We start from the raw sequence: 25953 nt of genomic DNA on the forward strand, positions 1-25953 counted from the left end.
CGATGTGATTAACCAGACACGTTCGGCGCTGGCGATTTCGCTCGCCCTCACCAGCCTTCCTGCGGCCGTTTTCGCTGAAGAAACCGCCCCTGTTAATGAAGATCAACTGGTGGTGACCGCCACCGGTTTCGCACAGGAACGCCGCGAAGCGCCTGCGACCATCTCTGTCGTAGGCGAAAAAGAACTCAACACCCGTTCTAACCAGAACGTCACTGAAGCCCTTCGTGAAATGCCCGGTGTATTAGTGGGCAACGGTAACGGAAGCCTTGCTACGGGTGACGTACAGATGCGTGGGATGGACTCGACCTATACCTCATATATGGTCAATGGCATCAAGCAAGGAACCCGTGAGTCCCGTCCTTATGGGCACCACATCGGCACCGAAGCGGCGTTTTTACCACCACTTGCCGCCATTGAGCGTATAGAGGTGATCCGTGGGCCCATGTCCTCCCTGTACGGATCTGACTCTATTGGCGGTGTGGTCAACGTCATCACCAAAAAAGCGTACAACCTGGATACCTGGAAGGGCGTGCTGGAAGATAACTACTTCCTGCAGGAGAAAAGCGAGTACGGCAACACCAACCAGACCAATGCCTTTTTGATGGGCCCGATTATTCCGGGAAAACTCGGCGTGAGCGTGGCTGCGGATTATCTGGACCGTCGCGATGACGACAGCCAGAAAGATGAACGCTTTGTGAAGCACCAGGCTGGCAACCTGGACGCGACCATCAATATGTCGCCAACCGATACCCAACTGTGGGATTTAAACGTCGTCAAAGGGCATCAGGTCAAATCACATAACGATAAAGCCTGGCAGTGGGATTTTGATCGCGATGCCGCATCACTTTCCCAGCACGCCTGGTACGGCGACGATCTGCTGGAAGTGAAGAACTTCGTCAGCTACGAGAACGCCAAAACTGAATACCGGATACCGGGCATGAGTTCGCAGTTCATCAAGCAGCGTAACTATGAGGCCAACAGTGCGAACACCTTTTCGCTTGGCGATCACAAGTTAACACTGGGGATCAACTTTACGCGTAATGAGCTGGACGATACGTTCGGTATTGCAGACAAAGAGGTTCCAGGGGTCACACCGGTCAGCGAAATCAGCCGCAACGGCTGGGCCATGTTTGCCGAAGATGCCTGGATGATGGTGCCAGATTTCACCCTCACCACCTCAGCGCGTCTCGATCACGACAGCTACTTTGGCTACCACGTGACGCCGAAACTCTACGGTAACTGGACGATCGATGAAAGCTGGGCGCTGAAAGGCGGCATCTCTGCGGGGTATAAAAAACCAGACCTGCGTGAAAATAACGAAGGTTTTACCAGCGTCTATGGCTCCTATCCTTATTCGTATATCGGGATCGGTAACGATGACCTGAAGCCGGAGCAGAGCGTCAACACCGAAGTGGGCGTTTACTGGCAGCAGGATGCACTGGCGCTGGATGCCACCGTATTCTTCACCAAATTCAAAGACAAGATCAGCGACTACACCATCTGTACCGCAACGGCCACACAGAAATGTGTCTACAACGGGTACGAAGCAGAAGAGGTTTCTCAGTATTTCAACGTCAGCGATGCGGAAATCTATGGTCTGGAGCTAAACGGCGACTGGCAGGTCACGCCAGCGCTGAAGGCTAACGCAAACTATACGTACACCCACAGTGAGCAAAAAAGTGGCCAATACAAGGGAGAAGCACTGAACGAATTCCCGAGCAGTATGGCCAACCTGTCACTGACATGGAATGCGTTAAATGACCTTGAGCTGTGGACCAAAGCCAGCTGGCGCAGCAATACGCCAAACACCGGTAAATCAACCTCAACAGAGGCCTATGCGCTGGTCGACTTAGGGTTACGTTACCATCTCAACAAAAACATCATGCTAATGACAGGTATCTATAACCTGTTCGACGTGAACCCGATATACAAAACGACCTATAACCAGTCTTCCATCCTAGAAGGACGCCGCTATAACATGGGTGCTCGATTCGAGTTTTAAGGGTAATGCCGGAGCGTGGCGCTCCGGCAGTTACAACCCCCGTACGACCAGTGCCTCATCGAGTTCACGATACGCTTCAACCAGTTTGTCCAGTGTCGCTCTGTTCAACCCGCTCGGGTTCGGCAACACCCACACCTGCGTAACGCCAATCATGATGCTCTGCTTGCCCCACTTCGTTCCACGCTGGCTGAACGCCTGCTCGTAGGCCTGCTTACCGAGGATTGCCAGAGCAGCCGGCTGATAATCATCTATTTTCTTAATCAGCTCCCGACCACCGCTACGCAGCTCATGCAGGTTGACCTCCGTTGCCTGCACCGTAGGACGCTCGACCAGCATGGTGATCCCGCAGCGTGTATCCAGAAGGTGTTGCTCTTCTTCAGGCTTGAGCAACCGGTCAGTAAACCCCGCCTGATGGATAACCTTCCAGAAGCGATTCCCCGGATGGGCGAAGTGAAAACCGGTGTGTGCCGAGGACTTGCCCGGGTTAATTCCGCAGAACACCACCCGCAGCCCAGGGGCCAGAATGTCGTTGATCATCGTTACTCCCACTGATACATCGTTATGGAAGTATAAAGGATTGATTATGCGTTGTTTATAAAAACAGCAGGCAGGTGTGAATGGCTGGATTGCTGAGGGGAGTTACTTTATAATTCACCGCCACGGCCCCTTAGCTCAGTGGTTAGAGCAGGCGACTCATAATCGCTTGGTCGCTGGTTCAAGTCCAGCAGGGGCCACCAAATTTTAGCTTTAAAATCATATAATTAAGCCACTCACAAGAGTGGCTTTTTTGTTCCAGCATTGTGTGATGCCCCCCTTTTTGTCCCCTCACTGTTAACTTTAGCCCCCCAATAAAAAAATCCCCCTGATACTCAGAGGGACTTAACTGCAAGATTTATCACTTCAACCCTAAATGCATCCGTTTACTCAACACTGCCACGGCCGCTGCTTTTTGCATATCTTCCCAGCGTTCAAAGGAAGTATTAGCAATAATAAAATCTTCCCATTCCTGATCGGGAATCGCCTTTGAGTCATCTGCTGCTTCGACTTTAAAGCCTGATTTTTCGAACATATCATCTAAGAACGTGAATGATGTATACTCAGAAAGAAATTCAGTTTTAAAAAACTCATCAAAACGAAGTTGATTAGTATTGCTGATTTCTTCCAAATTCTTTTTAAACTGATCAATATTACTATTTTCTAATATTGTGAAGTAGGAATGATGTGACAAATAAACCCGTATTTTCAGAAGATGAACATGTGCCATCTGTGCAATTTTTCCCCCCTTACGTGGACTGCTAAAAGTTAGACCTATTGCCGTGGCACTGGCTTTCTCTATTCATAGGCAGCTCCCAGCCAGCGCATTACCTGTGATTTACGAATGAATATCAGCTAATCATAAATCATCTGAATAGCGGTTAATCGGTTAAAACCAATTATTACAAATTAAAAACCTTATTCGAAGTATGGTTACTTAAATTCATAAACACATGAGGATATATAGCAATGGCAATACCAGTTTATCTATGGCTTTACGAAGAGGAAGGAAAGCTACTGAAAGGCGGTGTTGATGTTAATGGACGAGAGGGAAGTATAGAGCTGGTGGGTATGCAGCACGACGTGTTTATTCCCACAGACGATATGACCGGAGCCGTTACCGGAACACGCCAGCATGAAGCATATACTTTTGAAAAAGAAATCGACCCATCATCCCCGCTTTTGTATCGCGCACTGACAACCGGTCGCACGCTGGTAAAAGCCGAATTCAAATACTACCGCATCAACCATAACGGCATGGAAGAAGAATATTTCAATGTTGTGCTGGAAAACGTGAAGGTGTGCCACATTGTGCCAGTTATGTTTGATACCAAAGATCCCGACTTCGAAAAACACGGGCATATAGAGCATGTAGGCCTGCGTTACGAAAAAATCACGTGGAACTATGTCGATGGCAATATCCGGCACGCCGATAGCTGGAAAGAACGTAAAACAGCATAAGGAGATCACTCATGGCTAAATGGCTTTATAAGCAAAGCACCGGCGAACTGTTTCGCAACGGCAAATTAATTGAAACAGGCTATTCTGGCGCACTGACCAACAAAAACAATCCAGATCGTGAGCATGTACGCGGCATGGGTCCAATTCCTCGTGGTATGTGGAAGATAGGAAGTACAGGAACGAGCAAAGGACCGCTCACCATCACCCTGAGTCATATCAGTGGTAATTCGTATAACCGTGATATGAAAACTTTTCGTATGCATGGAGAGAAAGCTCACGGCATACCAGGATTCGCTTCGGAAGGTTGCATCATCATGTATCCATCCACACGCCTGCTGGTGAGCAAAGACCATGGCTCTGAACTTGAGGTTGTTCGATGAAATGGTTAATGGTGATTCTAATGATACCTACCGTCGCTTTTGCAATGCCCTCACCTGATACCGTAGCCAATAGCAAATTAACAGCTTCAGACTGGCAGTACGTGGCGCAGAAAGTCGCAACAGGAGAACCGGCATGGCTTAATGCTGTACCAGCTCTTGCATCAAAGGCCAACCGCGAACAGGCAGACCAACTGGAGGATGCCCTGGCTACCGCGCTGCCGATAAACACCAAAGGCGTTTTATCCATCCTGCACAAGCTGGACACAGGCTCATACCCAGAGATGATCGGCACTGATATTGTCTGCGTGCAAAAGGTGGCAAGTGCGGGGAAGGCAGCAGAGAAATATTACAATGACACGCGGCTTGCGCTTCTCGATGAACCCAGCGGCGCGCAATGCCTCTGGAATCTTGAGGGCGTTTGGGAAGAAGTGATGCAGAAAGAGAAATAATTCTGTTCGCCGGTACATGCTCAGTTCTTCGTGCATCAGCAAGACTTCACATAAAAAAGCCCGCATTACGCTGTGGCGGGCAAACTAATTTTATAGGTTTACTCATAAATAAAAATGAAGATATTTATAAAAACGCAAAATCTAAGTAGGGAACGATTCTTTCATTGACCTGCTCCCTCTGCTCCGCATCAACCTTCACCACACGCGCCATAGAGGTTTCACTGATGCCTAACCCAGTCATCCGCCTGGGTTAGGCAGATATCTCACGGCGCTTATGCAAATGACTGTACTTCTGTTAAAGAAATGGACAAAGCAGAGAGCGCTGCGGTGTCAACAAACCACAAAAAAGCCAACCCCGCATTCCCACGGTGTTGGCCTGTTTTAAAGCAGTGACAGTCACAACAGGTTAAAAGACATAACGCATGCCAAGGGTAAATTCATTAGAGACGATGTGCGCTTTCATCTGCTCGTCTTTTAAACCACGCGCGTTAGTGAAGTTGTTATACCCACTTTCGATCTTGCCCATATCAATATAACGGTAGCCCAGGTCGACATACAGGCGTTCAAGCGGCGTATAGCTCACGCCAGCCCCTAAGGCATAGGTCAGGTTGTTTTGCGTGGTAGAGGCATATTCGCGGCTCGAGTTACCCTGCCAGCCGTTGGCTTTAATCTTGCTTACGCCCAAACCTGCCGTACCGTACAGGGAAACGCCATAACCCAGCTCATAATCACGATAAACATTGACCATCAGGCGCTCAGTTTCGGTTTTCAGGTGGTTATAGCTGTTGGCAAAGGTACTGGAGCCGCTGGTGTATTCGGCCTTTTGCCTGAACGTATATTCGCCCTCGGTACGCCAGCCATTACCAAACTGATAGCCCGCAGCAATCGCCGCGCCGCCGAAGTGCTCTTTCTCTTTACCGCCCACAAACTGCCCTACCCCAGGACGCGCGCTGGTATCCATCTCTTTCGCTCGTTGTTCGACCTGGAGGTATTTTGCGGAACCGTAATACCCTTCTTCGGTATTTGCTGCCAGAACGGTAGCCGGAATCATCGCGATCGGCAGGGCGGCCAAAATAGCTTTCATATTCATCTCTACTCCGTTGAAAAAATATTCCGCACGTCGAACAGTCGTCCGCCGTGGTCAGGAAAACAGTCAGTGAGGGGATAGTAAATGGCCCGGCACGGGCAAACTATTCGGGTGATTACGGGTTTTACCTGGTAATTTTACGTAGGGACTGGTCTCGTTTTTTAACAATGAGTAGTAATTTCAATGAATTAAGATGTAGGACTTTCAACGGACCGCGCGAAGCCTCTCACTTCCCCCCTCCTTCACAAACTGCAAATCTAAAGAAATCCCCCATCGCGCCGATCATCATCCGTGTGTATTATTTCCTGTAGCTTTTACAACAACTAACCTTAACTCAAATACTTAAGCGCCAAAGCGAAAGGCATCATGAGCACACCGATCAAACGGCTAGAAATCATTAAAAATGCCATTGAACTGGAAGATGACGACATCATCCAGAGCCAGCTGACACGCCTGAAAAATGAAGCGTTTGACGATGAGCTACAGGAAATCGTCGTGGCGCTTGAGCAGAAGAACTACACTGCGGCCATGGCGGCCATTACCGCCTGGCTGCAGGGCCAGCGCGCAGTGACCCAATGGCGCGATCCGCAGGTGGCCGCCAGCAAGCTGGAGCTGAAGGCGCTGGAGGAGCGTCTGCGCGATCTTATAGATCGCCGCAATGCGCGGGTGCAGCAGCTGGATGAGTTCAACGATCTTTATTTCTCCCGCCTCGGCCCGCTGATGCAGCAGATCCTCGCCCTGCGCAAAACGCTGGCGGAGCTGAACCTGCGTCGTCAGCAGGCGGAAGCGCGTCGCCGCGAGGAAGATTACCGTCGCTGCCAGCAGTATATGGCTCAGGCTGTAGAAGTGCTGGCAACGCTCACCCAGCGCTGGCGCGATCTGCCTGCCGATTCCGTGCAAGCCGCTGAAGCACGCAAACATTTGCAGCAGCAAAGTAACCTGATTGCCAACCTGCTGGCCGAAGCGCTGGAGCTTGAAAGCGGCTTAACGCGCGAAGAAGAGCCCGCGCGCCAGGCGCGCGACGAAGCCAACGAAGAGTACGAGAAATACCGCGAGCAGCACCACGATGCCGAAGTGCGTCTGCGTAAAGGCAAGGATCTCTCGGAAGAAGATCAGAACGAACTGAAGCGCCTCTGGCGCCAGGCGAGCAAGCTTTGCCACCCAGACCTGGTGGCCGACGACCTGAAAGAAGAAGCCAACGCGATGATGGTGCAGCTCAACCAGGCCAAACAGCGTGGCGACGTCAAAGCCATACGCTCTCTGGTGGCGCGTCTGCAGCAAGGATTCGAGCCGCTGATGGCCAGCGACAGGCTGAACGATCTGGAACGTATCCGCAAAAAAATGGCGCAGGTCCGCGAGCAAATCGACATTTTAGTGAACGAGCTGGCGGAGCTGGAGAAAGAAGAGTCCTGGCTTCTGGTGTCGTCGTTGAGCAATATGGAAGCCTACTTCGCTCAGCAGGAGAAAGCGCTGCACGAAGTTCGCGCCTCGCTCGAACATCAGGTGAGCGAAGCGCAACTGGATTCCGCAGCCTGATTATTTAGCGTGCCAGTAAGCGCTGGCACGCACCAGCTGCGGATCAATCGTTTCGGTTTCAAACTGGCGGCTCAGGCTTTTCACCACCTTCCCTTCACCGGTCAGCCAGATAAAGTAATCTTCCGCCGGAACGGTTAGCGTCGCCAGATGGTCCGCCACCGCCTGCTCGCTATGGCCAACAATCCAGGTGATGTCGAACATGCTCAGGTGTGCCAGATAATCCTTATAAGATTCATCCCCAACCGTCACCACTGCATGAACGCCCGGGCGAACAGGCAGTTTTGCGATGCCTTCTAAACGGCGGCGCAGTGCGGGCATGCCGGACTCATCGCAGACATACAGCTGCCAGGCATAATCTTCATGTACCACCAGCGAACCGCGTGGACCGCCGATCGTCAGCTTATCACCCGCCTTCGCCTCGACCGCCCAGTGGCTGGCAATACCACCGTCATGAACGAAGAAATCGAGCACCAGCTCATGATTTACCGCGTCGTACAGCGGCGTATAGTCGCGCGTCTGAGGACGTACGCCGTCACCCCAGTCGATGCCGTCATCGGTGACTACCGGAGGCACAAACGTCGTCCCTGGCGCCGGGAAAAAGACTTTGGTGTGGTCATCAAAGCCGCGGGAGCTAAAGCCCTCCAGCGCCTCGCCGCCTAAAACAATGCGCTGGAAACCCGCGCTAACGCGCTCAGCGCGGAGCACCGTCAGCTCGCGAAAACGCAGGTCATTACGAACACGCTGTGGGTAACGGGTAGATGTCATTTTTAGACCCTTCTCAGGTGAATACGATATATCTAAATCAATTTTAAATGATAATGATTGCTAATCAACAAGAATGCAAGATCTTTTAGATTGCATCTGAATATATCTTAGATATAGTTTAGATATATCAAAAAGAAGGACACAGTATGCGACACGAACACGATGGCGGCGGACGTCGACCGCGCTTTTTTGGCCACGGCGATCTGCGTCTGGTGATTCTGGATATCCTGACGCGCAATGCGAGCCACGGCTACGAGCTGATCAAAGAGATCGAAAACATGACTCAGGGGAATTACACCCCAAGCCCGGGCGTAATCTACCCGACTCTGGATTATCTACAGGATCAGGCCTTTATCCTCATTAAGGAAGAAGAAAACGGCCGTAAGAGCATTACGATTACCGTGGCGGGTCAGCAGTGGCTGGATGAAAATCAGGAACAGCTGACGCACATACAGGCGCGTATCAAAGCGCGTTCCGTCGGTTTCCAGTTACGAAAAAACCCGCAGATGAAGCGGGCGCTGGATAACTTCAAAGCGGTTTTAGATCTGAAGGTCAATCAGGGAGAGCTCAGCGATGCGCAGCTTAAGCAGATCATCGGCGTAATCGACCGCGCAGCGCTGGAGATCTCCCAGCTGGATTAAGCCGGTGCGCGCTCGCTCACGCGGAAGATGCGTACCAGCTCTTTCAGGTGCATCGCCTGTTCGTTAAGGGATGCCGCCGCCGCGACAGACTCCTCCACCAGCGCAGAGTTTTGCTGGGTGGTGGCATCAATCAGGCCAATCGCACTATTAATCTGCGAGATCCCCTCCGTCTGCTCATGGCTGGCCTGGCGGATCTCACGCAGAATAACGTCCATCTCTTCCACGTTGCCGACCATCCCGTTGATCAGCCCACTCGCTTTTTCAACCAGGTTCATCCCGTCCTGGGTCTGGCTGGTGGAGCTCTCAATCAGCTCGCGAATTTCACTGGCAGACGATGCGCTTTTCTGAGCAAGCTGACGCACCTCGCCCGCCACAACCGCAAAGCCACGGCCATGCTCACCCGCACGTGCCGCTTCCACTGCCGCGTTCAACGCCAGGATGTTGGTCTGGAAAGCAATGGCGTCGATCAGGTCGATAATGTCGGACATCCGGTTCGAGGTCTCGTTAATCAGGCGCATTTTGCTGGTCACCTGCTTCATCATCTCACCGTTGTTTTTAACCACCGTGGCGGCATCTGCTGAGAGGGTGGTCGCCTCACCGGTATGCGACGCGGTGTTTTTCACCGTAGCGGTGATCTGCTCCATGGAAGCGGCGGTCTGTTCAACAGAGCTTGCCTGCTCTTCCGTGCGCGCGGCCAGATCCTGGTTACCGGCGACAATCTGCGCGGCAGCGCTGGAGATATTCTCTGAGCCGGTTTGCACCTGCTGCACAATGTCCATCAGGCGTGTTTTCATCTCCATCAGCGCATGCAGCAGTTGACCCGTTTCGTCTTTGCCGTGCGGCGTGATACTGCCGGTCAGGTCACCCTCGGCGATGGCTTCAGCAAAAGTCACGGCCTGGCCCAGAGGACGGGTAATCGAGCGTACAATAAACCAGCCAATCAGGCTGCCTGCCGCCACGCTGAAAAGGGTAATCAGGATCAGCAGCAGGCGGTTGGTTCTGAAATCCCCCTCAACCTGCGCACCTGCGTACTGCATTTCGTTGTTCTGAATGGCAATCAGCGCCTGCACCTTCGCTTTGTACTCCTGCTGCAGGTTAAGGGTCGTGGTCATCATCTCCCTGATAGCACCCGCGCGATCGTTATTCTGCACTGCCTGTAAAATACGGTAACGCGAGTCCAGATACTGCTGACGCACACCGCGGATATCCGCCAGTGCCTGCTGTGATTTTGCATCATGCAGCGCGTTGTTCAACTCCCCCAGGATCACGGTGATTTTCCCACTGATCTCCTTCAGATGCTGTTGCGATTGCGCCGTATAGGTCCCCTGTTCATCCAGCAACATGAGCTGCTGAGTGCCAATAAATTCCTGGAAGTTGTCGATTAACTGGTTCGCTTTTACCGTCGTAGGATAGTCACTGGTAATGATAGATTGCATCCCGTTATTGGCCCGGTTCAGACTCAGCAAGGACAAACTCGCACTCACCACCATCAGGACAATTAATAGCCCAAATGCCAGAAATAATTTCGTGCCGATCTTTACGTCATTTAAGAACATATTTTCTCCATCGATGTGATTATTTCTCAGACGATCGCTGTTATCGGTAACGAATTCGCTAACTTTATGACTTTGATCGTTTTTTTATTTCATAACCAACACAATAGATAGGTAGAGGCTATTAATAATGCCCCATCGATCGTTACTCAACCATCGGATGAGGCTTTTTCAAAATAGCATCGTGGAAAATTGGCTTAGGCAGGAATAAATAACTGAAGTAATTTCTTTAGTTACTTAATATTAAATTAACAATAAAACACATTAATAATTACAACCTCAAATAGTAAAGCCGTTTATTCCGTAAGGAATAAACGGCTTTACTGGAACATGACTCACTCAATGGAGAACCGTCACCGCATCCTTAAGACGTCCGGCGCGGTGTTTCACCATGGCGGAAATGTGCGCGCTTTCCTCGACCAGGTCGGCGTTTTTCTGCGTGATGCTGTCCAGCTCTGCCACGGCACGGGTTAACTCAGACAATCCAGTTGCCTGCTCGGAGGTCGCGTGGCTAATCTGAGCAATCAGCTGGGTCACGTTTTTCACCTGCTCAACGATGTCATCCATTGTACGGCCTGCGGCGTGAACCTGTTCAGAGCCGGACTGCACCTTGCTGGCGCTGGCATCAATGAGCTTACGAATATCATTAGCCGCACTGGCGCTGCGGCTGGCGAGATGGCGAACTTCGCCAGCGACCACAGCAAAACCTTTGCCCTGTTCACCCGCCCTTGCTGCTTCAACCGCCGCGTTGAGCGCCAGAATATTGGTCTGGAAAGCGATGTCATTAATCAAGGAGGTAATCGAACCAATGCGCTGCGTGCTGTCGGCGATATCATCCATGGTTTTCACCACGGTCTGCATCGCATTCCCCCCCTTCGTTGCCGCACTGCTTGCGGCCACGGAGAGTTTGTCTACTTCTGCGGCGGTTTCAGAGTTACTCTGAACAGAAGCCGCCATCTGGTTCATTGTCGCGACGGTCTGCTGCACATTCGCTACGGTCTGGCGCGTACGATCGTTCAAATCTTCATTACCCTGCGCAAGCTTGTCGCTACCATCGCGCACGCTCACCACCTGGCTTGATACATCATTGATTAACCAGCGGCACATCAGCCCCAGTTGTCCTACCGCACGCAAGGTCAGCCCCAGTTCGTCGCTGCGGTTCAGGTGCTGTACGCTGTTGCGCTCACCGGTCGCCACTTTCAACGCCTGACGTGCCACATTTTCTACCGGACGGACAATCTGCTGCTCAAACATCAGTGTTCCCAGCAGCATCACCCCCGCAGCCGCCGCGAGCGGTACCCAGCCTGCGGAAGTCGTGACCAGCGTGGCCGCAAGCACAGCAAAAAGCACCGCCATCACGCTGCGAACGCGCCAGCGCAGCGGCATTGCCGGGAGTTTCCCCAACCAGCCTTTACGTACCACCAGCCCTTTATGAATACGTTTCTTACAGCTTCCGTCATTCAGCGCCCGGTAGAGAGGCTCCACGGTGGCAATCTCTTGTTCCGTGGCTCTGGTGCGGATGGACATATAGCCCGTCACCTGCCCGTGACGCACCATCGGCACTGCATTAGCACGAACCCAGTAGTGGTCGCCGTTTTTACGTCGGTTTTTGACAATCCCGCTCCACGGCTCGCCCTGTTGCAGGGTGTACCACATATCGGCAAATGCCGCCTTTGGCATATCCGGGTGGCGCACCATATTGTGCGGCTGGCCCGTCAGCGCGTCGAGCTCATAACCGCTCACCTGCACAAACGTGTCGTTAGCGTGTGTAATGTAGCTATGGATGTCTGTGGTAGACATTAAGGTGGTGTCATCATCCAGAGGATATTCATTCTGGCTGACATAGATTGGAGAAGACATCGTGAGCATCCCTTGCAGGTTATTTGAATGTTAATTTTGTGGATTTATGTTTTTTCGGCGGTAAACAATTTATCTTTAGTTGTTAAACTTGATAGAGATCGCAGATTTCACTTAAACCGCACTTTTTGTGAGATTTTATAATTCATTGATTTCAAATACTTTCGCAAAGAAATTACCTGCAAAGCATGATGTGTTAACGCCCACTTAAGTAGCAGCAAATGCCCCACTTTGGTGCGATTGCCTTTTCCCGCGTCTTTTTAAGCTCGCTGCCCTGGATAGCGAAATCCCGTTTCGGTTGTATCGGCATGATTAAATATTGTGCAACATAATTTTAACCTGGCGTTTATCCCGATTTTCGTTAAGTCAGCTGAAGTGGCGTAATCCCTGCAATACTTAACGCAGTATCATGTGATACGCGATCCCCGGGAGCACATTTTGAACAGGTTACCTTCCAGCGCCTCGGCTCTTGCCTGTACCGCGCACGCATTGAATCTCATTGAGAAGCGAACGCTTGATCATGAGGAGATGAAACAACTTAACCGAGAGGTCATCGATTACTTTAAAGAGCACGTCAATCCAGGTTTTCTGGAGTATCGCAAATCTGTTACCGCCGGCGGGGATTACGGAGCCGTAGAGTGGCAAGCGGGGAGTCTGAACACGCTTGTCGACACCCAGGGACAGGAGTTTATCGATTGCCTTGGTGGTTTTGGTATCTTCAACGTGGGGCACCGTAATCCAGTTGTGGTTTCCGCCGTACAGAATCAACTTGCGAAACAACCTCTCCATAGCCAGGAACTGCTCGACCCGCTTCGCGCCATGCTCGCGAAAACGCTGGCGGCCTTAACGCCCGGCAAACTGAAGTACAGCTTCTTTAGCAACAGCGGCACGGAATCGGTCGAAGCGGCGATTAAACTCGCCAAAGCGTACCAGTCGCCGCGCGGGAAATTCACCTTTATCGCCACCAGCGGCGCATTCCACGGTAAATCTTTGGGTGCACTGTCTGCTACCGCTAAATCCACCTTCCGTAAACCGTTTATGCCGCTGCTGCCGGGCTTCCGCCACGTGCCGTTTGGTGACATTAACGCTATGCGCACCGTGCTGAGCGAATGCCGTAAAACCGGTGATGACGTGGCGGCGGTGATCCTGGAGCCGATTCAGGGAGAAGGCGGTGTGATTCTCCCTCCGCAGGGTTATCTGCCTGCCGTGCGTCAGCTGTGCGATGAGTTTGGCGCACTACTGATCCTCGATGAAGTCCAGACCGGGATGGGCCGTACCGGCAAGATGTTTGCCTGCGAGCACGAGAACGTTCAGCCGGATATTCTGTGTCTTGCGAAAGCGCTCGGCGGCGGCGTGATGCCGATTGGCGCGACGGTTGCTACCGAGGAAGTATTCTCTGTGCTGTTCGATAACCCCTTCCTGCACACCACAACCTTTGGCGGTAATCCGCTGGCCTGTGCAGCGGCGCTGGCGACCATCAACGTGCTGTTGGATCAAAACCTGCCTGCTCAGGCGGAGCAGAAAGGTGACATGCTGCTGGACGGCTTCCGCCAGTTAGGACGGGAATACCCGGATCTGGTTCAGGACGCACGCGGCAAAGGGATGCTGATGGCAATTGAGTTTGTTGATAACGAAATCGGTTATAGCTTCGCAAGCGAGATGTTCCGCCAGCGGGTACTGGTGGCCGGGACGCTCAACAACTCGAAAACAATCCGTGTTGAACCACCGTTGACGCTGACCATTGAGCAGTGTGAGCAGGTGCTGAAAGCGGCGCGTAAAGCGCTGGCGGCGCTGCGGGTGAGCGTGGAAGAGGCGTGATCTGAATTCCCCCTCCCCGCTGGAGGGGGAACGTTTTTACTCCGGTAACAAACCCACAAAACTGCGTTTTTTGCGCGGCTCTGACATCAACTCCTCGAGCTTATCCACGCACGCCAGATAATGCGGCGTTTTCTTGTGCGCCAGCACCGCCGCTTCGTCTTTATAGGCTTCGTAGATAAAGAACCGGGTTTTCACCCTTGGATCCTGTAATACGTCAAAACGCAGGTTCCCCGGCTCCTGGATCGCCCCTTCGTGGTTGGCGCGAAATACTTCCAGAAACTCGTCCACCCGTTCAGGCTTGATGTTGATCTCCACTAACGTCACGTTCATTTTGCTTCTCCCTGTTTCTCTTCCTGCCAGAACTGGAACGCATCCCGCGCGCTCATATTCTCGTGAACCACTTTCTTCACCGCTTTCAGCATCGCCAGCGGCGCGCTGGACTGGAAGATATTGCGTCCCATATCCACACCGGATGCGCCCTGGTCGATAGCCCGCCAGCACATCTCCAGCGCCTCGTGCTCCGGCAGTTTTTTGCCCCCGGCGATGACGATCGGCACCGGGCAGCTGGCGGTCACTTTTTCAAAGCCTTCGTCCACATAATAGGTTTTGACGAACTGCGCCCCCATTTCTGCGGCAATGCGGCTGGCCAGCGAGAAATAGCGTGCGTCGCGCGCCATCTCCTTGCCCACGCCCGTCACTGCCAGCGTCGGCATGCCGTAGCGCGCGCCCGCATCGACAAGCTTGATGATGTTGTTGATCGACTGATGCTCGAACTCGCTGCCGATGTATACCTGCGCCGCCACCGCGCAGACGTTCAGGCGCAGCGCGTCTTCCATCGCTACCGCCACGCACTCGTTGGAGAGCTCACCCAGAATCGAGTTACCGCCGGAGGCGCGCAGCACCACCGGTTTGTTCGTCGCGGCAGGTACGGTGCTCCGCAAGATACCGCGGGTGCACATCAGCACGTCGGTTTCACCAAACAGCGGGGCAATCGAAAGATCGATACGCTCAAGACCGGTGGTCGGCCCCTGGAAATAGCCGTGATCAAAGGCCAGCATCACCGTGCGGTTGCTTTTCGGGTTGAAGATGCGCGCCAGCCTGGACTGCATGCCCCAGTCCAGCGAGCCGCAGCCTTTCAGGGTGAACGGCACGTTCTGCTGTGGCGTGCCAATGCCAAAATCTTTACCGTCTTTGATGTCGTCTAAATCAGCCATTTGCTCCCCCGTCAGAAATCATATTTATTGATGTTCTCTTTGGTGAACACCACACGCTCCGGCAGCAGCACAATGCCGTTGCCCTTCGCTTCATACTGGTAGCCCTGCACGCTGTTCGGCTCGACCTTCAGCGCCCCGATATTTTTTACGTCCACGCTGTCGCCAACGTTAAGATCGCCTTTTTTCAGCAAACGATCGGCGACATTGACCGCAATTTTGCCTTGCTGCACGACATCCCACAGACCGAAGGCTTTCACCGTGCCGCGCTCAACGTACGGACGCATCACGTTCGGCGTACTAAAACCAACGATCGCCACCCCCTCCCGCTTGAGGTTTTCCGCCGCCTGCGCTGCCGCAGGCAACGCGTTGGCATCCGGGGCGATGATCGCATCCAGATCCGGATACGCTTTTAAGATCCCCTCTGCGGTTTGCAGGGATTTGGTGGCATCGTTATAGCCAAACTGTGTGGTGACGATCTGCCACTGAGGATGATCTTTCTCGATTTTGGCTTTCGCCTCTTTCACCCACTGGTTCTGGTCGGTGACGGTAGGGCTGGAGTAGAAGAACGCCACTTTGGCATTCGGTTTCGTCACTTGCTTCGATGCCATCTCCACCAGCAGGCCACCAAGCTGTTCCGGCGTTCCCTGGTTGATGTAAATGCTGCGGCACTCCGGTTTGGTGTCGGAGTCCCAGGTCAGGACTTTTACGCCGCGCTGCATCGCGCGCTTCAGCGCCGGACAAAGGCCATCCGGTGACACGGCGGAGACGATAATCGCGTTATAGCCTTGGTTAACGAAGTTATTGATGAGCTGCACCTGGCCAGAGACGCTTGGCTCGGTCGGGCCATCGTAGGTGACGTCCACACCCAGATCTTTTCCCGCCTCTTTTGCACCGTTGCCGCCGCTGGTGAAGAAACCCACGCCCACCAGTTTCGGGATAAAGGCAATGCGGTCCGCCGCCTGCGCCGATGCGATGCTAAGGGCCATCGCCAGGACTATCAGTTTTGTTTTCATCTTACGCTCCGGGTAGTTTTGTGAAGAGAGATCGCACCCATTCACGGTGCAGACTCAACGAACGTCCCATCACCACCACAACCAACAGCGCCCCTGACAGCGCGCTCGACACCTGGTTGGGGATGCCGACCATCTGTAAACCCTGTTGCAGATACCCCACCAGCAGCGCCGCCAGTGCTGTACCGATTACCGAACCTGAACCGCCGTAGATATTGGCCCCGCCAAGTACAGCGGCAGTCAGCGCAGGCATCAGTAAATCGCGTCCTAAATCCGAGCGCGCGGAACCGAAATAGGAGACCATCACCAACGCGGCAATCGCCGAGGCAACCCCGACCAGACCATACAGCGCGTACGGCATGCCGTTGACCGACAGCGCCGCATAGCGCGCTGCGCGTGGGTTTTGCCCAATCAGAAACAGATGACGGCCAAAGCGCCCGCGATGGGTAATCAGCCAGAAGAAAACGGTGATCGCCGCGAAGAGCACCAGCGGAACCGGTAAGCCGAGAAGTGTGAGGTTAGCGAATGCGGTAAAGCTGTCCGGGAAGCCACCGATGCCCTCATAGCCCGTCGCCCCCGCCATACCGGAGAGCAGCAGCGCCCCACCGCCGTAGAGGTAGAGCGTGCCGAGAGTGATCACCAGTGGGCTAATGCCGGTGTAGTGGATAAGCGCGGCGTTGAATAAACCGCACAGCAGGCCGAGCAGTAAGGTCAGCGGAATTGCCACCGCCATCGGCCACCCCGACTGCATCATCACTCCCAGCGCGATGGCGCACAGGCCAATGGTCGATCCGAGGGAGATATCGATCCCGCCGCTGATAATCACCAGCGTCAGCGGCAGTGCCACAATGCCAATGCAGATGAAATCGCTGGTGCTGAACAGCAACATATTGATATCCAGCATACGCGGGTTGATGGCACCAAAAAGCAGGATCTCCAGCACCAGTAAAATCAGCAGCGTGCTTTCCCAGTTAAGCTTCATTTACGCCACCTCTTTTTTGCGTTTCGGAAACGGGGTGACGTGCTTTCCCCCTTTGTTTCCCGGCTGGAAACGGCTGTACTTCAGCGCCCGCTGATGGCGCGCCAGCGACTGGCGCAGACGTCCATCGAGCACCAGCACGCCAAGTAGCACCAGCCCGGCAATAAAGTCGTTCCACCAGGCCGGGAGCTTAAACAACACCAGCACGGTGTCGATTTGCGTCAGGAAGAAGGCGCCAAGTAACGCGCCAATTAGCGTGCCCGTGCCACCCAAAAGCGAAATACCGCCGAGCACGCAGGCGGCGATAGCTTTCATCTCCAGCCCGCTTCCGGTCTGGTTCGGCACAAAACCGATCTGCGCGGCAAAGACAATCCCGGCGCAGGCCGCCAGCATGCCATTCAGCGTGAAGGCGATCATCCGCGTGCGATTCACCGCCACACCCAACTGGCGCGCGGCTGCCAGGTTATCGCCAACGGCATAAAAATCACGACCAAAGGCGGTGCGCGACAGCGTCCACGCCCCTACCGCGGCTAAAAACAGCACCACCATGCCAAGCGGTGATAGACCGAAGGCGGCAGGTTCAGAGAGGGATTTCAGCTGCGGCGGCAGCCCTTCAATCCACTTTCCGCCCGTCCAGAGCAGCATCGCCCCGCGATACAATCCCAGCGTACCGAGCGTGGCGACAATCGCCGGGATGCGCAGGCCCACGACCAGAAAACCGTTGAATGCCCCCGCCAGCGCCCCAACCGATAACGCAAAAAGCATGGATACCGACAAGGTGTAGCCGCTGTTAAGCGCCACGCCCACGGCAATGGCAGACAGCCCGACGGTCGAACCCACAGAGACATCAATATTGCGGGTCAGCATCACCAGCGCGGCACCGAGTGCCAGCAGGATCAGAATTTGCGAACTGGCGAAGATCATCCCCAGCGTCTGCAGGCTGAAATATGCAGGGTTGAGCGCCACCAGCACAGCAAACAGGGCGAGGATTGCCAGAAAGGCGCTCAGCTCGCGGTTTTTCAGTAAGGTCTTCATGATTGCCCTCCAAACGCCAGCGCCATCATTCTGTCGAGGCTGACGGCGTGGCGCGGCAATTCGCCGCTGAGTACGCCCTGGTGCATCACCAGCACCCGGTCAGCAAGCCCGGGAAACTCATCGAGATCGCTTGAGATCATCAGTACCGCCACGTTCTGTGCCGCCACGCTTTTGAGCAGTTGATAGATATCGGCGCGTGCCGAAACGTCCACGCCGCGCGTCGGCTCATCAACAATCAGCAGTAACGGATTGGCCTCCAGACAGCGCGCCAGCAGCACCTTCTGCTGGTTGCCACCGGAGAGTGTGCGCACGGTTTGCTCCGCATGGTTAAGCTTGATCCCCAGCGCCCGGTGGTAACGCTCCACCACCGCAGATTCCCGCTTGCGCTGCTGCCAGAGGGAAGGTTCGTTCAGCGCCACGGTGTTCCAGCGGACAGGCGCATCCAGAAATAAGCCGGAAACCTGCCGATCTTCCGGCAGATAGACCAGGCCTTTATCGAGCCGTGAAAATACCGGATCGTCGGTGATCTCCTGATTTTCGAGCCAGACGCGGCCGCCGCGCACAGGACGCAAGCCGTATAGGGTTTCGGCTAGCTCGGTGCGTCCGGACCCCACCAGCCCGGCAAGACCGACGATCTCGCCTGCGTAAATATCCAGATTCAGATCGATAAAACCTTCCCCGGTGAGATCTTCCACGCGCAACACCGGGAAATCCTGCGGCTGGGTGCGGCGGTTGCCCGGCAGCGCCAGCCACAGTTTTTGTGCATCGCTTAAGCCTTTTTCCCGGCTCACCGGCGTCATGGCGGCGATCAGGGCGCTATCGTCAAACTGCGCGGTTTCGCCGCTGAGTACCACCGCGCCGTCGCGCATTACCGAGACGTGACTCGAAAGCGTGCGGATTTCCGGCAATTTATGCGAGATAAAGACAATGCCAACGCCGAGATCCTGCAGGGCGCGGATCTGCCGGAACAACCGCTCGGTTTCGCCGGGCGTGAGGGAAGCCGTGGGTTCGTCGAGGATCAGGATCGTCGCGTTGCGCATCAGCCCGCGGAGGATCTCCACCATCTGTTGATCCGCCACCTCCAGGGTGCTGGCAGTGGCATCCAGATTAAGCTGGCACTGCAACTGGCGAAGTTTCTCCGCCAGGCGTTTATCCAGATCGCGTTCACGCGGCAGGCGAAAAAGGATGTTTTCCCGCACCGTCAGGTTGGGAAACAGCAATGGCTCCTGCGGCACCAGATAAATGCCGAGCTTGTGTGCCTGCGCTGGGGTAAGCCGCGCAAATGGCTGTCCGGATACCGAAAGTTCACCACTGTCCGGCGTCTCCACCCCGGCAATGATCTTCATCAGCGTCGATTTCCCCGCGCCATTACCGCCCATCAGCGCATGCACCTGACCCGCAAACAGCGTGAAATCAATGCCTTTTAAGACCGGCACGCCGGAGAATTGCTTGCAGATATCACGCGCTTCGAGAAGTAAGGTCATCATCGCCCCGCCATTGAACAAATGATTTTTAGATTTAATAATGTTCAAAAGCGTAGACGGTGAACTATATTTACAACCGTGCAGGGATCACAGTTTTATTGATTAAGATCCAGATAAACCCGAAACAAACTAAAAGATCCGTTTTGCCGCGCGGCTCACACTTTCCACCCGCGTCATCACGAACATATGATCTAAATTTTTATAAGAGTTCAATTATGAGCGATAAACGCACTGCGGAAGAAGGTCGGTTTGCCGGGCTGGCGCTGGCGGAAGAGGAGCTGGTGGCTCGCGTGGCGTGGTGTTACTACCACGATGGATTGACCCAGAACGATATTGGCGAACGGCTCGGATTGCCGCGTCTGAAGATCTCGCGCCTGCTGGAAAAGGGCCGCCAGTCCGGAGTGATACGCGTGCAGATCAACTCTCGTTATGAGGGCTGTCTGGCGCTGGAAACCGAATTGCAGCAGCGTTTTGGGCTCAAGCTGGTGCGCGTGATGCCTGCCCTGAATACGCCGCCAATGAACGTCCGACTGGGCATTGGTGCCGCGCAGTCGCTGATGGGCGTGCTGGAACCCGGACAGCTTTTAGCGGTGGGATTTGGTGAAACCACCATGAGCAGCCTGCAGCACTTAAGCGGTTTTATTAGCTCGCAGCAGATCCGTCTGGTGACGCTCTCCGGTGGTGTCGGGCCGTATATGACCGGCATCGGCCAGCTCGATGCGGCCTGTAGCGTCAGTATGATCCCTGCCCCGCTTCGCGTTTCATCCGCTTCTGTTGCCGGGATCTTAAAACGCGAAACCAGCGTGCGGGACGTGATCCTCGCCGCGAAGGCGGCTGATGTCGCAGTGGTGGGGATTGGTTCCGTGAACCAGCGCCGTGACGCGACGATCTTGCGCTCTGGCTATATCAGCGAAGGCGAACAGCTGATGTATGCCCGCAAAGGCGCGGTGGGGGACATTCTCGGTTACTTCCTGAATGCCGAAGGGGAATGCGTCGAGGAGCTGGAGATCCATAAAGAATTACTGGGCGTCACGCTCGATGAACTGGCGCAGTTGCCCACCATCGTTGGCGTGGCCGGAGGTGAAGAGAAAGCCGATGCGATTTATGCCGCACTGAAAGGTCGCCGTATCAATGGCCTGGTGACGGAAGAGACGACAGCCCGCGCGGTGCTGGCTCTGGCCGGATAAGAGCAGCCCTGCGCCTGACACGAGGCAAGCTCATGAGTTACCTTTTAGCGTTAGATGCAGGGACAGGCAGCGTTCGCGCCGTTATTTTTGATTTGCAGGGCAACCAGATTGCCGTCGGCCAGGCCGAGTGGAAACACCTGAGCGTGGAGAACGTGCCGGGCTCGATGGAATTTGACCTCGCCACCAACTGGCAGCTCACCTGCCAGTGCATTCGCCAGGCGCTGGAGCGCGCGCGACTGAGCGCGGCGGATATTCAGTCCGTTGCCTGCTGCTCCATGCGCGAGGGAATAGTTCTGTATGATCGCAACGGCGAAGCCATCTGGGCCTGCGCTAATGTCGACGCCCGCGCCAGCCGCGAGGTGGCTGAACTCAAAGAGATCCACGACGACCGTTTTGAATCCGAAGTGTATGACGTCTCCGGCCAGACCCTGGCCCTGAGCGCCATGCCGCGCCTGCTGTGGCTGGCGCACCATCGTCCGGATATCTACCGCAAAGCGGCGACCATCACCATGATCAGCGACTGGCTGGCGGCGAAGCTCTCCGGCGAGCTAGCGGTAGATCCGTCGAACGCGGGCACGACCGGCATGTTGGATCTGTTCTCCCGTGACTGGCGACCCGCACTGCTGGACATGGCCGGGCTGCGCGCCGATATCCTCTCCCCGGTAAAAGAAACCGGCACCGTGCTGGGCACGATCGCCAAAGCCGCCGCACAGCAGAGCGGTCTGCGCGAAGGGACGCCGGTGGTGATGGGCGGTGGTGACGTGCAGCTTGGGTGTCTGGGGCTGGGCGTGGTGCGCGCCGGGCAAACGGCAGTGTTAGGCGGGACGTTCTGGCAACAGGTGGTCAACCTTCCGCAGGTACGAACCGATCCTGAGATGAATATCCGCGTAAACCCACACGTTATTCCTGGCATGGTTCAGGCGGAGTCAATCAGCTTCTTCACCGGGCTTACTATGCGCTGGTTCCGTGATGCCTTCTGCGCAGAGGAAAAACTGATTGCCGAGCGGATGGGCATGGATACCTACACCCTGCTGGAAGAGATGGCCAGCCGCGTGCCTGCGGGCTCACATGGGGTGATGCCGATCTTCTCCGATGCCATGCATTTTAAGCAGTGGTATCACGCTGCGCCGTCGTTTATTAACCTCTCTATCGACCCGGAAAAGTGCAACAAGGCGACGCTGTTCCGTGCGCTGGAAGAGAACGCCGCAATTGTTTCGGCCTGCAATCTGGCACAGATTTCGCGTTTTTCCGGCGTGACGTTTGAGAGCCTCGTCTTCGCCGGTGGGGGAGCGAAAGGTGCCTTGTGGAGCCAGATTTTAAGCGACGTCACCGGGCTGCCGGTACGCGTTCCGGAAGTGAAAGAGGCCACGGCACTGGGCTGTGCGATTGCGGCCGGAACGGGGGCGGGACTGTTTGCAGATATGGCCTCAACGGGCGAGCGGCTGGTGAAGTGGAGCCGGGAGTTTACGCCGAACCCGGAACACCGCGACTTGTACGACGGCATGATGCAGAAGTGGCAGGCGGTGTATGCCGACCAGCTTGGGCTGGTGGACAGCGGGCTGACGACGTCGATGTGGCAGGCTCCGGGGCTGGTGCGCTCCCCCTCACCCCGGCCCTCTCCCTGAGGGAGAAGGTGATTAAGTTTTGTAGCCCCGGTAAGCGCAGCGCCACCGGGGAAGTTCTTTGAGTTCTATCACAATCATTCGATCCCGTTTTTACCTTTCTGCTGACGCTGGCTAAATTAGTAACTCATCCGACCACATAACAATAATTTTACACTGGAAGACACTATGAGCCGCTACCCGTCGCTATTCGCCCCCCTTGATCTGGGGTTCACAACGCTCAAAAACCGCGTGTTAATGGGCTCTATGCACACCGGTCTGGAGGAGCATCCGGACGGGGCTGAACGTCTCGCGGCCTTCTACGCCGAGCGTGCCCGGCACGGGGTGGCGCTGATTGTTACTGGTGGCGTCGCGCCTGCGCCTTCCGGCGTCGGCATGGAGGGCGGTGCGGTGTTGAACGATGTGTCACAGCTGCCTCACCACCGCATTGTGACCGATGCGGTGCACAATGAAGGCGGGAAAATCGCCCTGCAAATCCTGCATACCGGCCGCTACAGCTATCAACCGAATCTGGTCGCCCCCTCGGCGATTCAGGCTCCCATTAACCGCTTCAAACCGCATGCCCTCAGCCACGACGAGATCCTGGCGCTGATCGATGACTTTGCCCGCTGCGCCGCGCTGGCACGTGAAGCGGGCTACGATGGCGTCGAGGTGATGGGTTCAGAAGGCTACCTGATTAACGAATTCCTCGCCGCCCGCACTAACCACCGTGACGACGAATGGGGTGGCGATTATGCCCGCCGCATGCGCTTTGCGGTGGAAGTGGTGCGCGCCGTGCGTAAACGTGCGGGTGCTGATTTTATTATCGTCTTCCGCCTGTCGATGCTCGATCTGGTGGAGGGCGGTGGAACATTAGACGAAACCGTGCAACTGGCACAGGCAATTGAAGCCGCAGGTGCAACCATCATTAACACCGGCATCGGCTGGCACGAAGCCCGCATTCCGACCATCGCCACGCCGGTACCGCGCGCGGCGTTCAGCTGGGTGACGCGCAAGCTGAAAGGCAAAGTCTCTATTCCGCTGGTGACCACCAACCGTATTAACGATCCGCAGGTGGCGGACGATGTTATTTCACGCGGCGATGCCGATATGGTGTCGATGGCACGTCCGTTCCTGGCCGATGCCGAACTGCTATCCAAAGCGCAGAGCGGCCACGCGGATGAGATCAACACCTGCATCGGCTGTAACCAGGCGTGTCTGGATCAGATCTTCGTCGGCAAAGTCACCTCTTGTCTCGTCAACCCGCGCGCCTGCCACGAAACCAAAATGCCCGTCGTACCGGTGGTCAACCAAAAACGCCTCGCCGTGGTCGGCGCGGGTCCGGCAGGGCTGGCATTCGCGGTGAATGCCGCCTCACGGGGACATAGCGTGACGCTGTTTGATGCCGCAACGGAGATCGGCGGACAATTTAATATCGCCAAACAGATCCCCGGCAAAGAGGAGTTCTATGAAACTCTGCGCTACTACCGCCGGATGATCGAACTCACAGGGGTCGATCTGCGTCTTAACCAGTTTGTGAAGGCAGACGATCTGGTGGATTTTGACGAAGTGATCCTGGCGAGCGGGATCGCCCCGCGTACACCGGCGATCGAGGGCGTCGATCATCCGAAAGTGTTGAGCTACCTGGATGTATTGCGTGACAAAGTACCGGTCGGCGAAAAGGTAGCGATTATCGGCTGCGGCGGGATCGGTTTTGATACCGCGATGTATTTAAGCCAGCCGGGAGAAGCAACCAGCCAGAATATTGCCGAGTTTTGCGTGGAATGGGGCATCGACACCAGCCTGAATCAGTCCGGTGGGTTACGCCCTGAAGGGCAGCAACTCCCCAAAAGCCCGCGTCAGATCGTGATGTTGCAGCGTAAAGCCAGCAAACCAGGCGAAGGACTGGGCAAAACCACCGGCTGGATCCATCGCGCCACCCTGCTCTCTCGCGGCGTGAAGATGATCCCGGCGGTCAGTTATCAGAAGATCGACGATGAGGGGCTGCACGTGCTGATCGGCGGTGAACCGCAGCTGCTGCAGGTTGATCATGTGATTTTATGTGCCGGGCAGGAACCGAAGCGCGATCTGGCCGATCCGCTGCGTGAAGCGGGCAAAACGGTGCATTTGATTGGTGGATGTGATGTGGCGATGGAGCTGGATGCGCGGCGCGCAATTGCGCAGGGCACCCAGCTGGCACTGAAGATTTAGCGACGACGACCCAGCTTCACGGATTTCAGCACCACGAATTTGTTGTTGGTGGCAATCGTGGTGCAGTTACCGAAAATTTTCTTCAGCTTGTGGAAGTAGTCCAGATGGCGGTTCGCTACGATGTACAGCTCGCCGTTAATTTTCAGGCAACGGCGCGCGTGGTGGAACATCTCCCAGGCGACGTTATCCGTCAGGGCGTGCTTCTGGTGGAACGGCGGGTTACACAGAACGGCATTGAAGCGGAAAGGCTCCACACCCGACAGCGCGTTGTTGATCATAAACTCGCAGCGATCCAGCGCCTCTGGCATGTTGGTTTCTACGTTCAGACGACTGGAAGCCACCGCCATTGGCGATTCATCGCTGAACACCACGCTGGCTTGCGGGTTTTTCGCCAGCAGCGTCAGGCCAATTACGCCGTTACCGCAGCCCAGGTCTACAATTTCGCCTTCCAGATTTTCCGGCAGATGTTCGATAAAGAAACGCGCCCCGATATCCAGACCGGTGCGGGAGAAGACGTTCGCGTGGTTGTGGATAGTCCAGTCGGTTCCTTCCAGCTTCCAGCTCAGCGTCTCTGGCGCATCAGCCAGCTCCGGTGCACTGAAGGTACAGTTGATCAGACGCGCTTTTTTCCACGCCAGCGTGGTGGTGGTTGGGCCGAGCACTTTCTCGAACAGCTCCAGCGTCGAGGTGTGAATATCACGCGCTTTGGCCCCTGCAATGATGCGGGTTTCTGGGGTGACGACTTTACGCAGCGCACGCAGTTGTTGCTCAAGCAACGCCATGGTTTTGGGTACTTTAATCAGCACCACGCCAGGCGCCTGCGGGTACTCCGCCGTGCTGTCGAGAAACTTCACGCTGGATTCTTCGATGTCGTTATGGCGCAGGTTTTCACGCGTCGCCAGCTCGCTTAAGTAGGAATCGCCGATGCTGTATGGCGTGTGCTCCGCCAGCGCACAGCCCAGCGCGCCAAACGCATCATTCAGGATCAAAACCGGGCCGCTGATTTCAGTGTCATCCAACTGCTGCAGCAGATATTCATCCGCCGCTTCCCACGCCTGAAGTGGGTTAACGTCGTCCGTTTCCGGGAAACGTTTAAGGTTGAGTGAACGGAAACCGTTGTCTAAGTGGCTCATCGGCCCTCCTGAATGG

General features: G+C 55.0%; 23 protein-coding genes and 1 tRNA gene. 11 read left to right on the forward strand and 13 right to left on the reverse strand.

Annotated features, from left to right (window positions below):
• The first annotated feature begins 4 nt into the window (after positions 1-4).
• Entirely contained in the window at positions 5-2002 is a 1998-nt protein-coding gene (locus AAHF05_RS19410; RefSeq protein ID WP_129324683.1) for a TonB-dependent receptor domain-containing protein, read from the forward strand.
• 30 nt (positions 2003-2032) lie between these two features.
• On the opposite strand, the gene mug is transcribed toward AAHF05_RS19410, so the two are convergent.
• Complete coding sequence (gene mug, locus AAHF05_RS19415; protein WP_049005081.1) at positions 2033-2539, reverse strand: G/U mismatch-specific DNA glycosylase; 507 nt, start codon at positions 2537-2539, stop codon at positions 2033-2035.
• A gap of 124 nt (positions 2540-2663) precedes the next feature.
• On the opposite strand from mug, the gene AAHF05_RS19420 reads away from it, so the two are divergent.
• Positions 2664-2739: transfer RNA gene (locus tag AAHF05_RS19420), tRNA-Ile, on the forward strand.
• 158 nt (positions 2740-2897) lie between these two features.
• Here AAHF05_RS19420 and AAHF05_RS19425 read toward each other — a convergent pair.
• Complete coding sequence (locus AAHF05_RS19425) at positions 2898-3266, reverse strand: hypothetical protein (protein ID WP_332614247.1); 369 nt, start codon at positions 3264-3266, stop codon at positions 2898-2900.
• A 239-nt stretch (positions 3267-3505) separates the two neighbouring features.
• Between AAHF05_RS19425 and tssD the strand changes: the two genes are divergently transcribed.
• From tssD to AAHF05_RS19440, 3 genes are read left to right on the forward strand one after another with little or no spacing between them, the layout of a single operon-like run.
• Entirely contained in the window at positions 3506-3997 is a 492-nt protein-coding gene (tssD, locus tag AAHF05_RS19430) for a type VI secretion system tube protein TssD (RefSeq protein ID WP_129324150.1), read from the forward strand.
• 11 nt (positions 3998-4008) lie between these two features.
• The gene (locus AAHF05_RS19435) at positions 4009-4377 is read left to right on the forward strand and encodes a tlde1 domain-containing protein (RefSeq protein WP_049007655.1); all 369 of its coding nucleotides are present in this window, start codon (positions 4009-4011) and stop codon (positions 4375-4377) included.
• On the forward strand, positions 4374-4826 hold the full coding sequence (locus AAHF05_RS19440; RefSeq protein WP_049007654.1) for a hypothetical protein: 453 nt from the start codon (positions 4374-4376) through the stop codon (positions 4824-4826). Before AAHF05_RS19435 ends, AAHF05_RS19440 begins: the two co-directional genes overlap by 4 nt.
• A 406-nt stretch (positions 4827-5232) precedes the next feature.
• Here the strand turns inward: AAHF05_RS19440 and AAHF05_RS19445 are convergent, their stop codons facing one another.
• A complete protein-coding gene (locus tag AAHF05_RS19445; protein WP_129324151.1) occupies positions 5233-5916 on the reverse strand; it encodes an outer membrane protein in 684 nt (227 codons plus the stop codon).
• Between the two features lie 363 nt (positions 5917-6279).
• Here AAHF05_RS19445 and AAHF05_RS19450 point away from each other — a divergent pair, with 363 nt between their 5' ends.
• Positions 6280-7449 (forward strand): DNA repair protein, encoded by a 1170-nt coding sequence (locus tag AAHF05_RS19450; protein ID WP_129324152.1) that lies wholly within the window; start codon positions 6280-6282, stop codon positions 7447-7449.
• Here AAHF05_RS19450 and AAHF05_RS19455 read toward each other — a convergent pair whose 3' ends face one another.
• Positions 7450-8214 (reverse strand): siderophore-interacting protein, encoded by a 765-nt coding sequence (locus AAHF05_RS19455; protein ID WP_129324153.1) that lies wholly within the window; start codon positions 8212-8214, stop codon positions 7450-7452.
• 146 nt (positions 8215-8360) lie between these two features.
• Between AAHF05_RS19455 and AAHF05_RS19460 the strand changes: the two genes are divergently transcribed.
• Positions 8361-8855 carry a PadR family transcriptional regulator gene (locus AAHF05_RS19460; RefSeq protein WP_049007650.1) on the forward strand — a complete coding sequence of 165 codons (495 nt, stop codon included), beginning with the start codon at positions 8361-8363 and terminating at the stop codon, positions 8853-8855.
• On the opposite strand, the gene AAHF05_RS19465 is transcribed toward AAHF05_RS19460, so the two are convergent.
• Both AAHF05_RS19465 and AAHF05_RS19470 read right to left on the reverse strand, forming a co-directional pair.
• Entirely contained in the window at positions 8852-10411 is a 1560-nt protein-coding gene (locus AAHF05_RS19465; RefSeq protein WP_129324154.1) for a methyl-accepting chemotaxis protein, read from the reverse strand. The two genes, AAHF05_RS19460 and AAHF05_RS19465, sit on opposite strands and share 4 nt — an antisense overlap.
• A gap of 336 nt (positions 10412-10747) precedes the next feature.
• Positions 10748-12268 (reverse strand): PAS domain-containing methyl-accepting chemotaxis protein, encoded by a 1521-nt coding sequence (locus AAHF05_RS19470; protein ID WP_129324155.1) that lies wholly within the window; start codon positions 12266-12268, stop codon positions 10748-10750.
• Positions 12269-12703: 435 nt separating this feature from the next.
• Between AAHF05_RS19470 and ygjG the strand changes: the two genes are divergently transcribed.
• On the forward strand, positions 12704-14083 hold the full coding sequence (gene ygjG / locus AAHF05_RS19475) for a putrescine aminotransferase (protein ID WP_167587185.1): 1380 nt from the start codon (positions 12704-12706) through the stop codon (positions 14081-14083).
• Positions 14084-14119: 36 nt separating this feature from the next.
• On the opposite strand, the gene lsrG is transcribed toward ygjG, so the two are convergent.
• Genes lsrG through lsrA form a run of 6 tightly spaced genes read right to left on the reverse strand, consistent with a single transcriptional unit; the run spans position 14120 to position 19805 of the window.
• Positions 14120-14413: a (4S)-4-hydroxy-5-phosphonooxypentane-2,3-dione isomerase gene (gene lsrG, locus AAHF05_RS19480; protein ID WP_028017119.1), complete on the reverse strand. Its 294-nt coding sequence runs from the start codon at positions 14411-14413 to the stop codon at positions 14120-14122.
• Entirely contained in the window at positions 14410-15297 is an 888-nt protein-coding gene (lsrF, locus tag AAHF05_RS19485; protein ID WP_028017118.1) for a 3-hydroxy-5-phosphonooxypentane-2,4-dione thiolase, read from the reverse strand. The genes lsrG and lsrF overlap by 4 nt, the downstream gene beginning before the upstream one ends.
• An 11-nt stretch (positions 15298-15308) precedes the next feature.
• Entirely contained in the window at positions 15309-16310 is a 1002-nt protein-coding gene (lsrB, locus tag AAHF05_RS19490; protein ID WP_028017117.1) for an autoinducer 2 ABC transporter substrate-binding protein LsrB, read from the reverse strand.
• 1 nt (position 16311) lies between these two features.
• Positions 16312-17289 (reverse strand): autoinducer 2 ABC transporter permease LsrD, encoded by a 978-nt coding sequence (lsrD, locus tag AAHF05_RS19495; protein ID WP_129324156.1) that lies wholly within the window; start codon positions 17287-17289, stop codon positions 16312-16314.
• Complete coding sequence (lsrC, locus tag AAHF05_RS19500) at positions 17290-18321, reverse strand: autoinducer 2 ABC transporter permease LsrC (RefSeq protein ID WP_129324157.1); 1032 nt, start codon at positions 18319-18321, stop codon at positions 17290-17292.
• Positions 18318-19805, reverse strand: coding sequence for an autoinducer 2 ABC transporter ATP-binding protein LsrA (gene lsrA, locus AAHF05_RS19505; RefSeq protein WP_128348164.1), 1488 nt, complete (start codon positions 19803-19805; stop codon positions 18318-18320). The genes lsrC and lsrA overlap by 4 nt, the downstream gene beginning before the upstream one ends.
• A gap of 215 nt (positions 19806-20020) precedes the next feature.
• On the opposite strand from lsrA, the gene lsrR reads away from it, so the two are divergent.
• The 3 genes from lsrR to AAHF05_RS19520 all read left to right on the forward strand — a co-directional run bounded on the left by lsrR (position 20021) and on the right by AAHF05_RS19520 (position 24804).
• Positions 20021-20992, forward strand: coding sequence for a transcriptional regulator LsrR (lsrR, locus tag AAHF05_RS19510; RefSeq protein ID WP_028017113.1), 972 nt, complete (start codon positions 20021-20023; stop codon positions 20990-20992).
• 32 nt (positions 20993-21024) lie between these two features.
• On the forward strand, positions 21025-22617 hold the full coding sequence (lsrK, locus tag AAHF05_RS19515) for an autoinducer-2 kinase (RefSeq protein ID WP_028017112.1): 1593 nt from the start codon (positions 21025-21027) through the stop codon (positions 22615-22617).
• Positions 22618-22782: 165 nt separating this feature from the next.
• Entirely contained in the window at positions 22783-24804 is a 2022-nt protein-coding gene (locus AAHF05_RS19520; protein ID WP_129324158.1) for an NADPH-dependent 2,4-dienoyl-CoA reductase, read from the forward strand.
• Here the strand turns inward: AAHF05_RS19520 and rlmG are convergent.
• Positions 24801-25937 carry a 23S rRNA (guanine(1835)-N(2))-methyltransferase RlmG gene (gene rlmG, locus AAHF05_RS19525; RefSeq protein ID WP_028017110.1) on the reverse strand — a complete coding sequence of 379 codons (1137 nt, stop codon included), beginning with the start codon at positions 25935-25937 and terminating at the stop codon, positions 24801-24803. The two genes, AAHF05_RS19520 and rlmG, sit on opposite strands and share 4 nt — an antisense overlap.
• Positions 25938-25953 lie beyond the last annotated feature (16 nt).

The organism is Enterobacter adelaidei (assembly GCF_041937165.1).
Taxonomy (GTDB): domain Bacteria; phylum Pseudomonadota; class Gammaproteobacteria; order Enterobacterales; family Enterobacteriaceae; genus Enterobacter; species Enterobacter adelaidei.

Excerpts from the sequence above, each read along its gene's own strand:
- AAHF05_RS19455 (WP_129324153.1), bottom strand. The coding sequence starts at position 8,214 with ATGACATCTACCCGTTACCCACAGCGTGTTCGTAATGACCTGCGTTTT.
- lsrC (WP_129324157.1), bottom strand. The coding sequence starts at position 18,321 with ATGAAGACCTTACTGAAAAACCGCGAGCTGAGCGCCTTTCTGGCAATC.
- AAHF05_RS19460 (WP_049007650.1), top strand. The coding sequence starts at position 8,361 with ATGCGACACGAACACGATGGCGGCGGACGTCGACCGCGCTTTTTTGGC.
- tssD (WP_129324150.1), top strand. The coding sequence starts at position 3,506 with ATGGCAATACCAGTTTATCTATGGCTTTACGAAGAGGAAGGAAAGCTA.
- mug (WP_049005081.1), bottom strand. The coding sequence starts at position 2,539 with ATGATCAACGACATTCTGGCCCCTGGGCTGCGGGTGGTGTTCTGCGGA.
- lsrG (WP_028017119.1), bottom strand. The coding sequence starts at position 14,413 with ATGAACGTGACGTTAGTGGAGATCAACATCAAGCCTGAACGGGTGGAC.
- lsrF (WP_028017118.1), bottom strand. The coding sequence starts at position 15,297 with ATGGCTGATTTAGACGACATCAAAGACGGTAAAGATTTTGGCATTGGC.
- AAHF05_RS19450 (WP_129324152.1), top strand. The coding sequence starts at position 6,280 with ATGAGCACACCGATCAAACGGCTAGAAATCATTAAAAATGCCATTGAA.
- lsrD (WP_129324156.1), bottom strand. The coding sequence starts at position 17,289 with ATGAAGCTTAACTGGGAAAGCACGCTGCTGATTTTACTGGTGCTGGAG.
- AAHF05_RS19440 (WP_049007654.1), top strand. The coding sequence starts at position 4,374 with ATGAAATGGTTAATGGTGATTCTAATGATACCTACCGTCGCTTTTGCA.
- AAHF05_RS19470 (WP_129324155.1), bottom strand. The coding sequence starts at position 12,268 with ATGTCTTCTCCAATCTATGTCAGCCAGAATGAATATCCTCTGGATGAT.
- lsrK (WP_028017112.1), top strand. The coding sequence starts at position 21,025 with ATGAGTTACCTTTTAGCGTTAGATGCAGGGACAGGCAGCGTTCGCGCC.
- rlmG (WP_028017110.1), bottom strand. The coding sequence starts at position 25,937 with ATGAGCCACTTAGACAACGGTTTCCGTTCACTCAACCTTAAACGTTTC.
- lsrA (WP_128348164.1), bottom strand. The coding sequence starts at position 19,805 with ATGACCTTACTTCTCGAAGCGCGTGATATCTGCAAGCAATTCTCCGGC.
- AAHF05_RS19520 (WP_129324158.1), top strand. The coding sequence starts at position 22,783 with ATGAGCCGCTACCCGTCGCTATTCGCCCCCCTTGATCTGGGGTTCACA.
- AAHF05_RS19465 (WP_129324154.1), bottom strand. The coding sequence starts at position 10,411 with ATGTTCTTAAATGACGTAAAGATCGGCACGAAATTATTTCTGGCATTT.
- AAHF05_RS19425 (WP_332614247.1), bottom strand. The coding sequence starts at position 3,266 with ATGGCACATGTTCATCTTCTGAAAATACGGGTTTATTTGTCACATCAT.
- AAHF05_RS19435 (WP_049007655.1), top strand. The coding sequence starts at position 4,009 with ATGGCTAAATGGCTTTATAAGCAAAGCACCGGCGAACTGTTTCGCAAC.
- AAHF05_RS19445 (WP_129324151.1), bottom strand. The coding sequence starts at position 5,916 with ATGAATATGAAAGCTATTTTGGCCGCCCTGCCGATCGCGATGATTCCG.
- lsrB (WP_028017117.1), bottom strand. The coding sequence starts at position 16,310 with ATGAAAACAAAACTGATAGTCCTGGCGATGGCCCTTAGCATCGCATCG.
- lsrR (WP_028017113.1), top strand. The coding sequence starts at position 20,021 with ATGAGCGATAAACGCACTGCGGAAGAAGGTCGGTTTGCCGGGCTGGCG.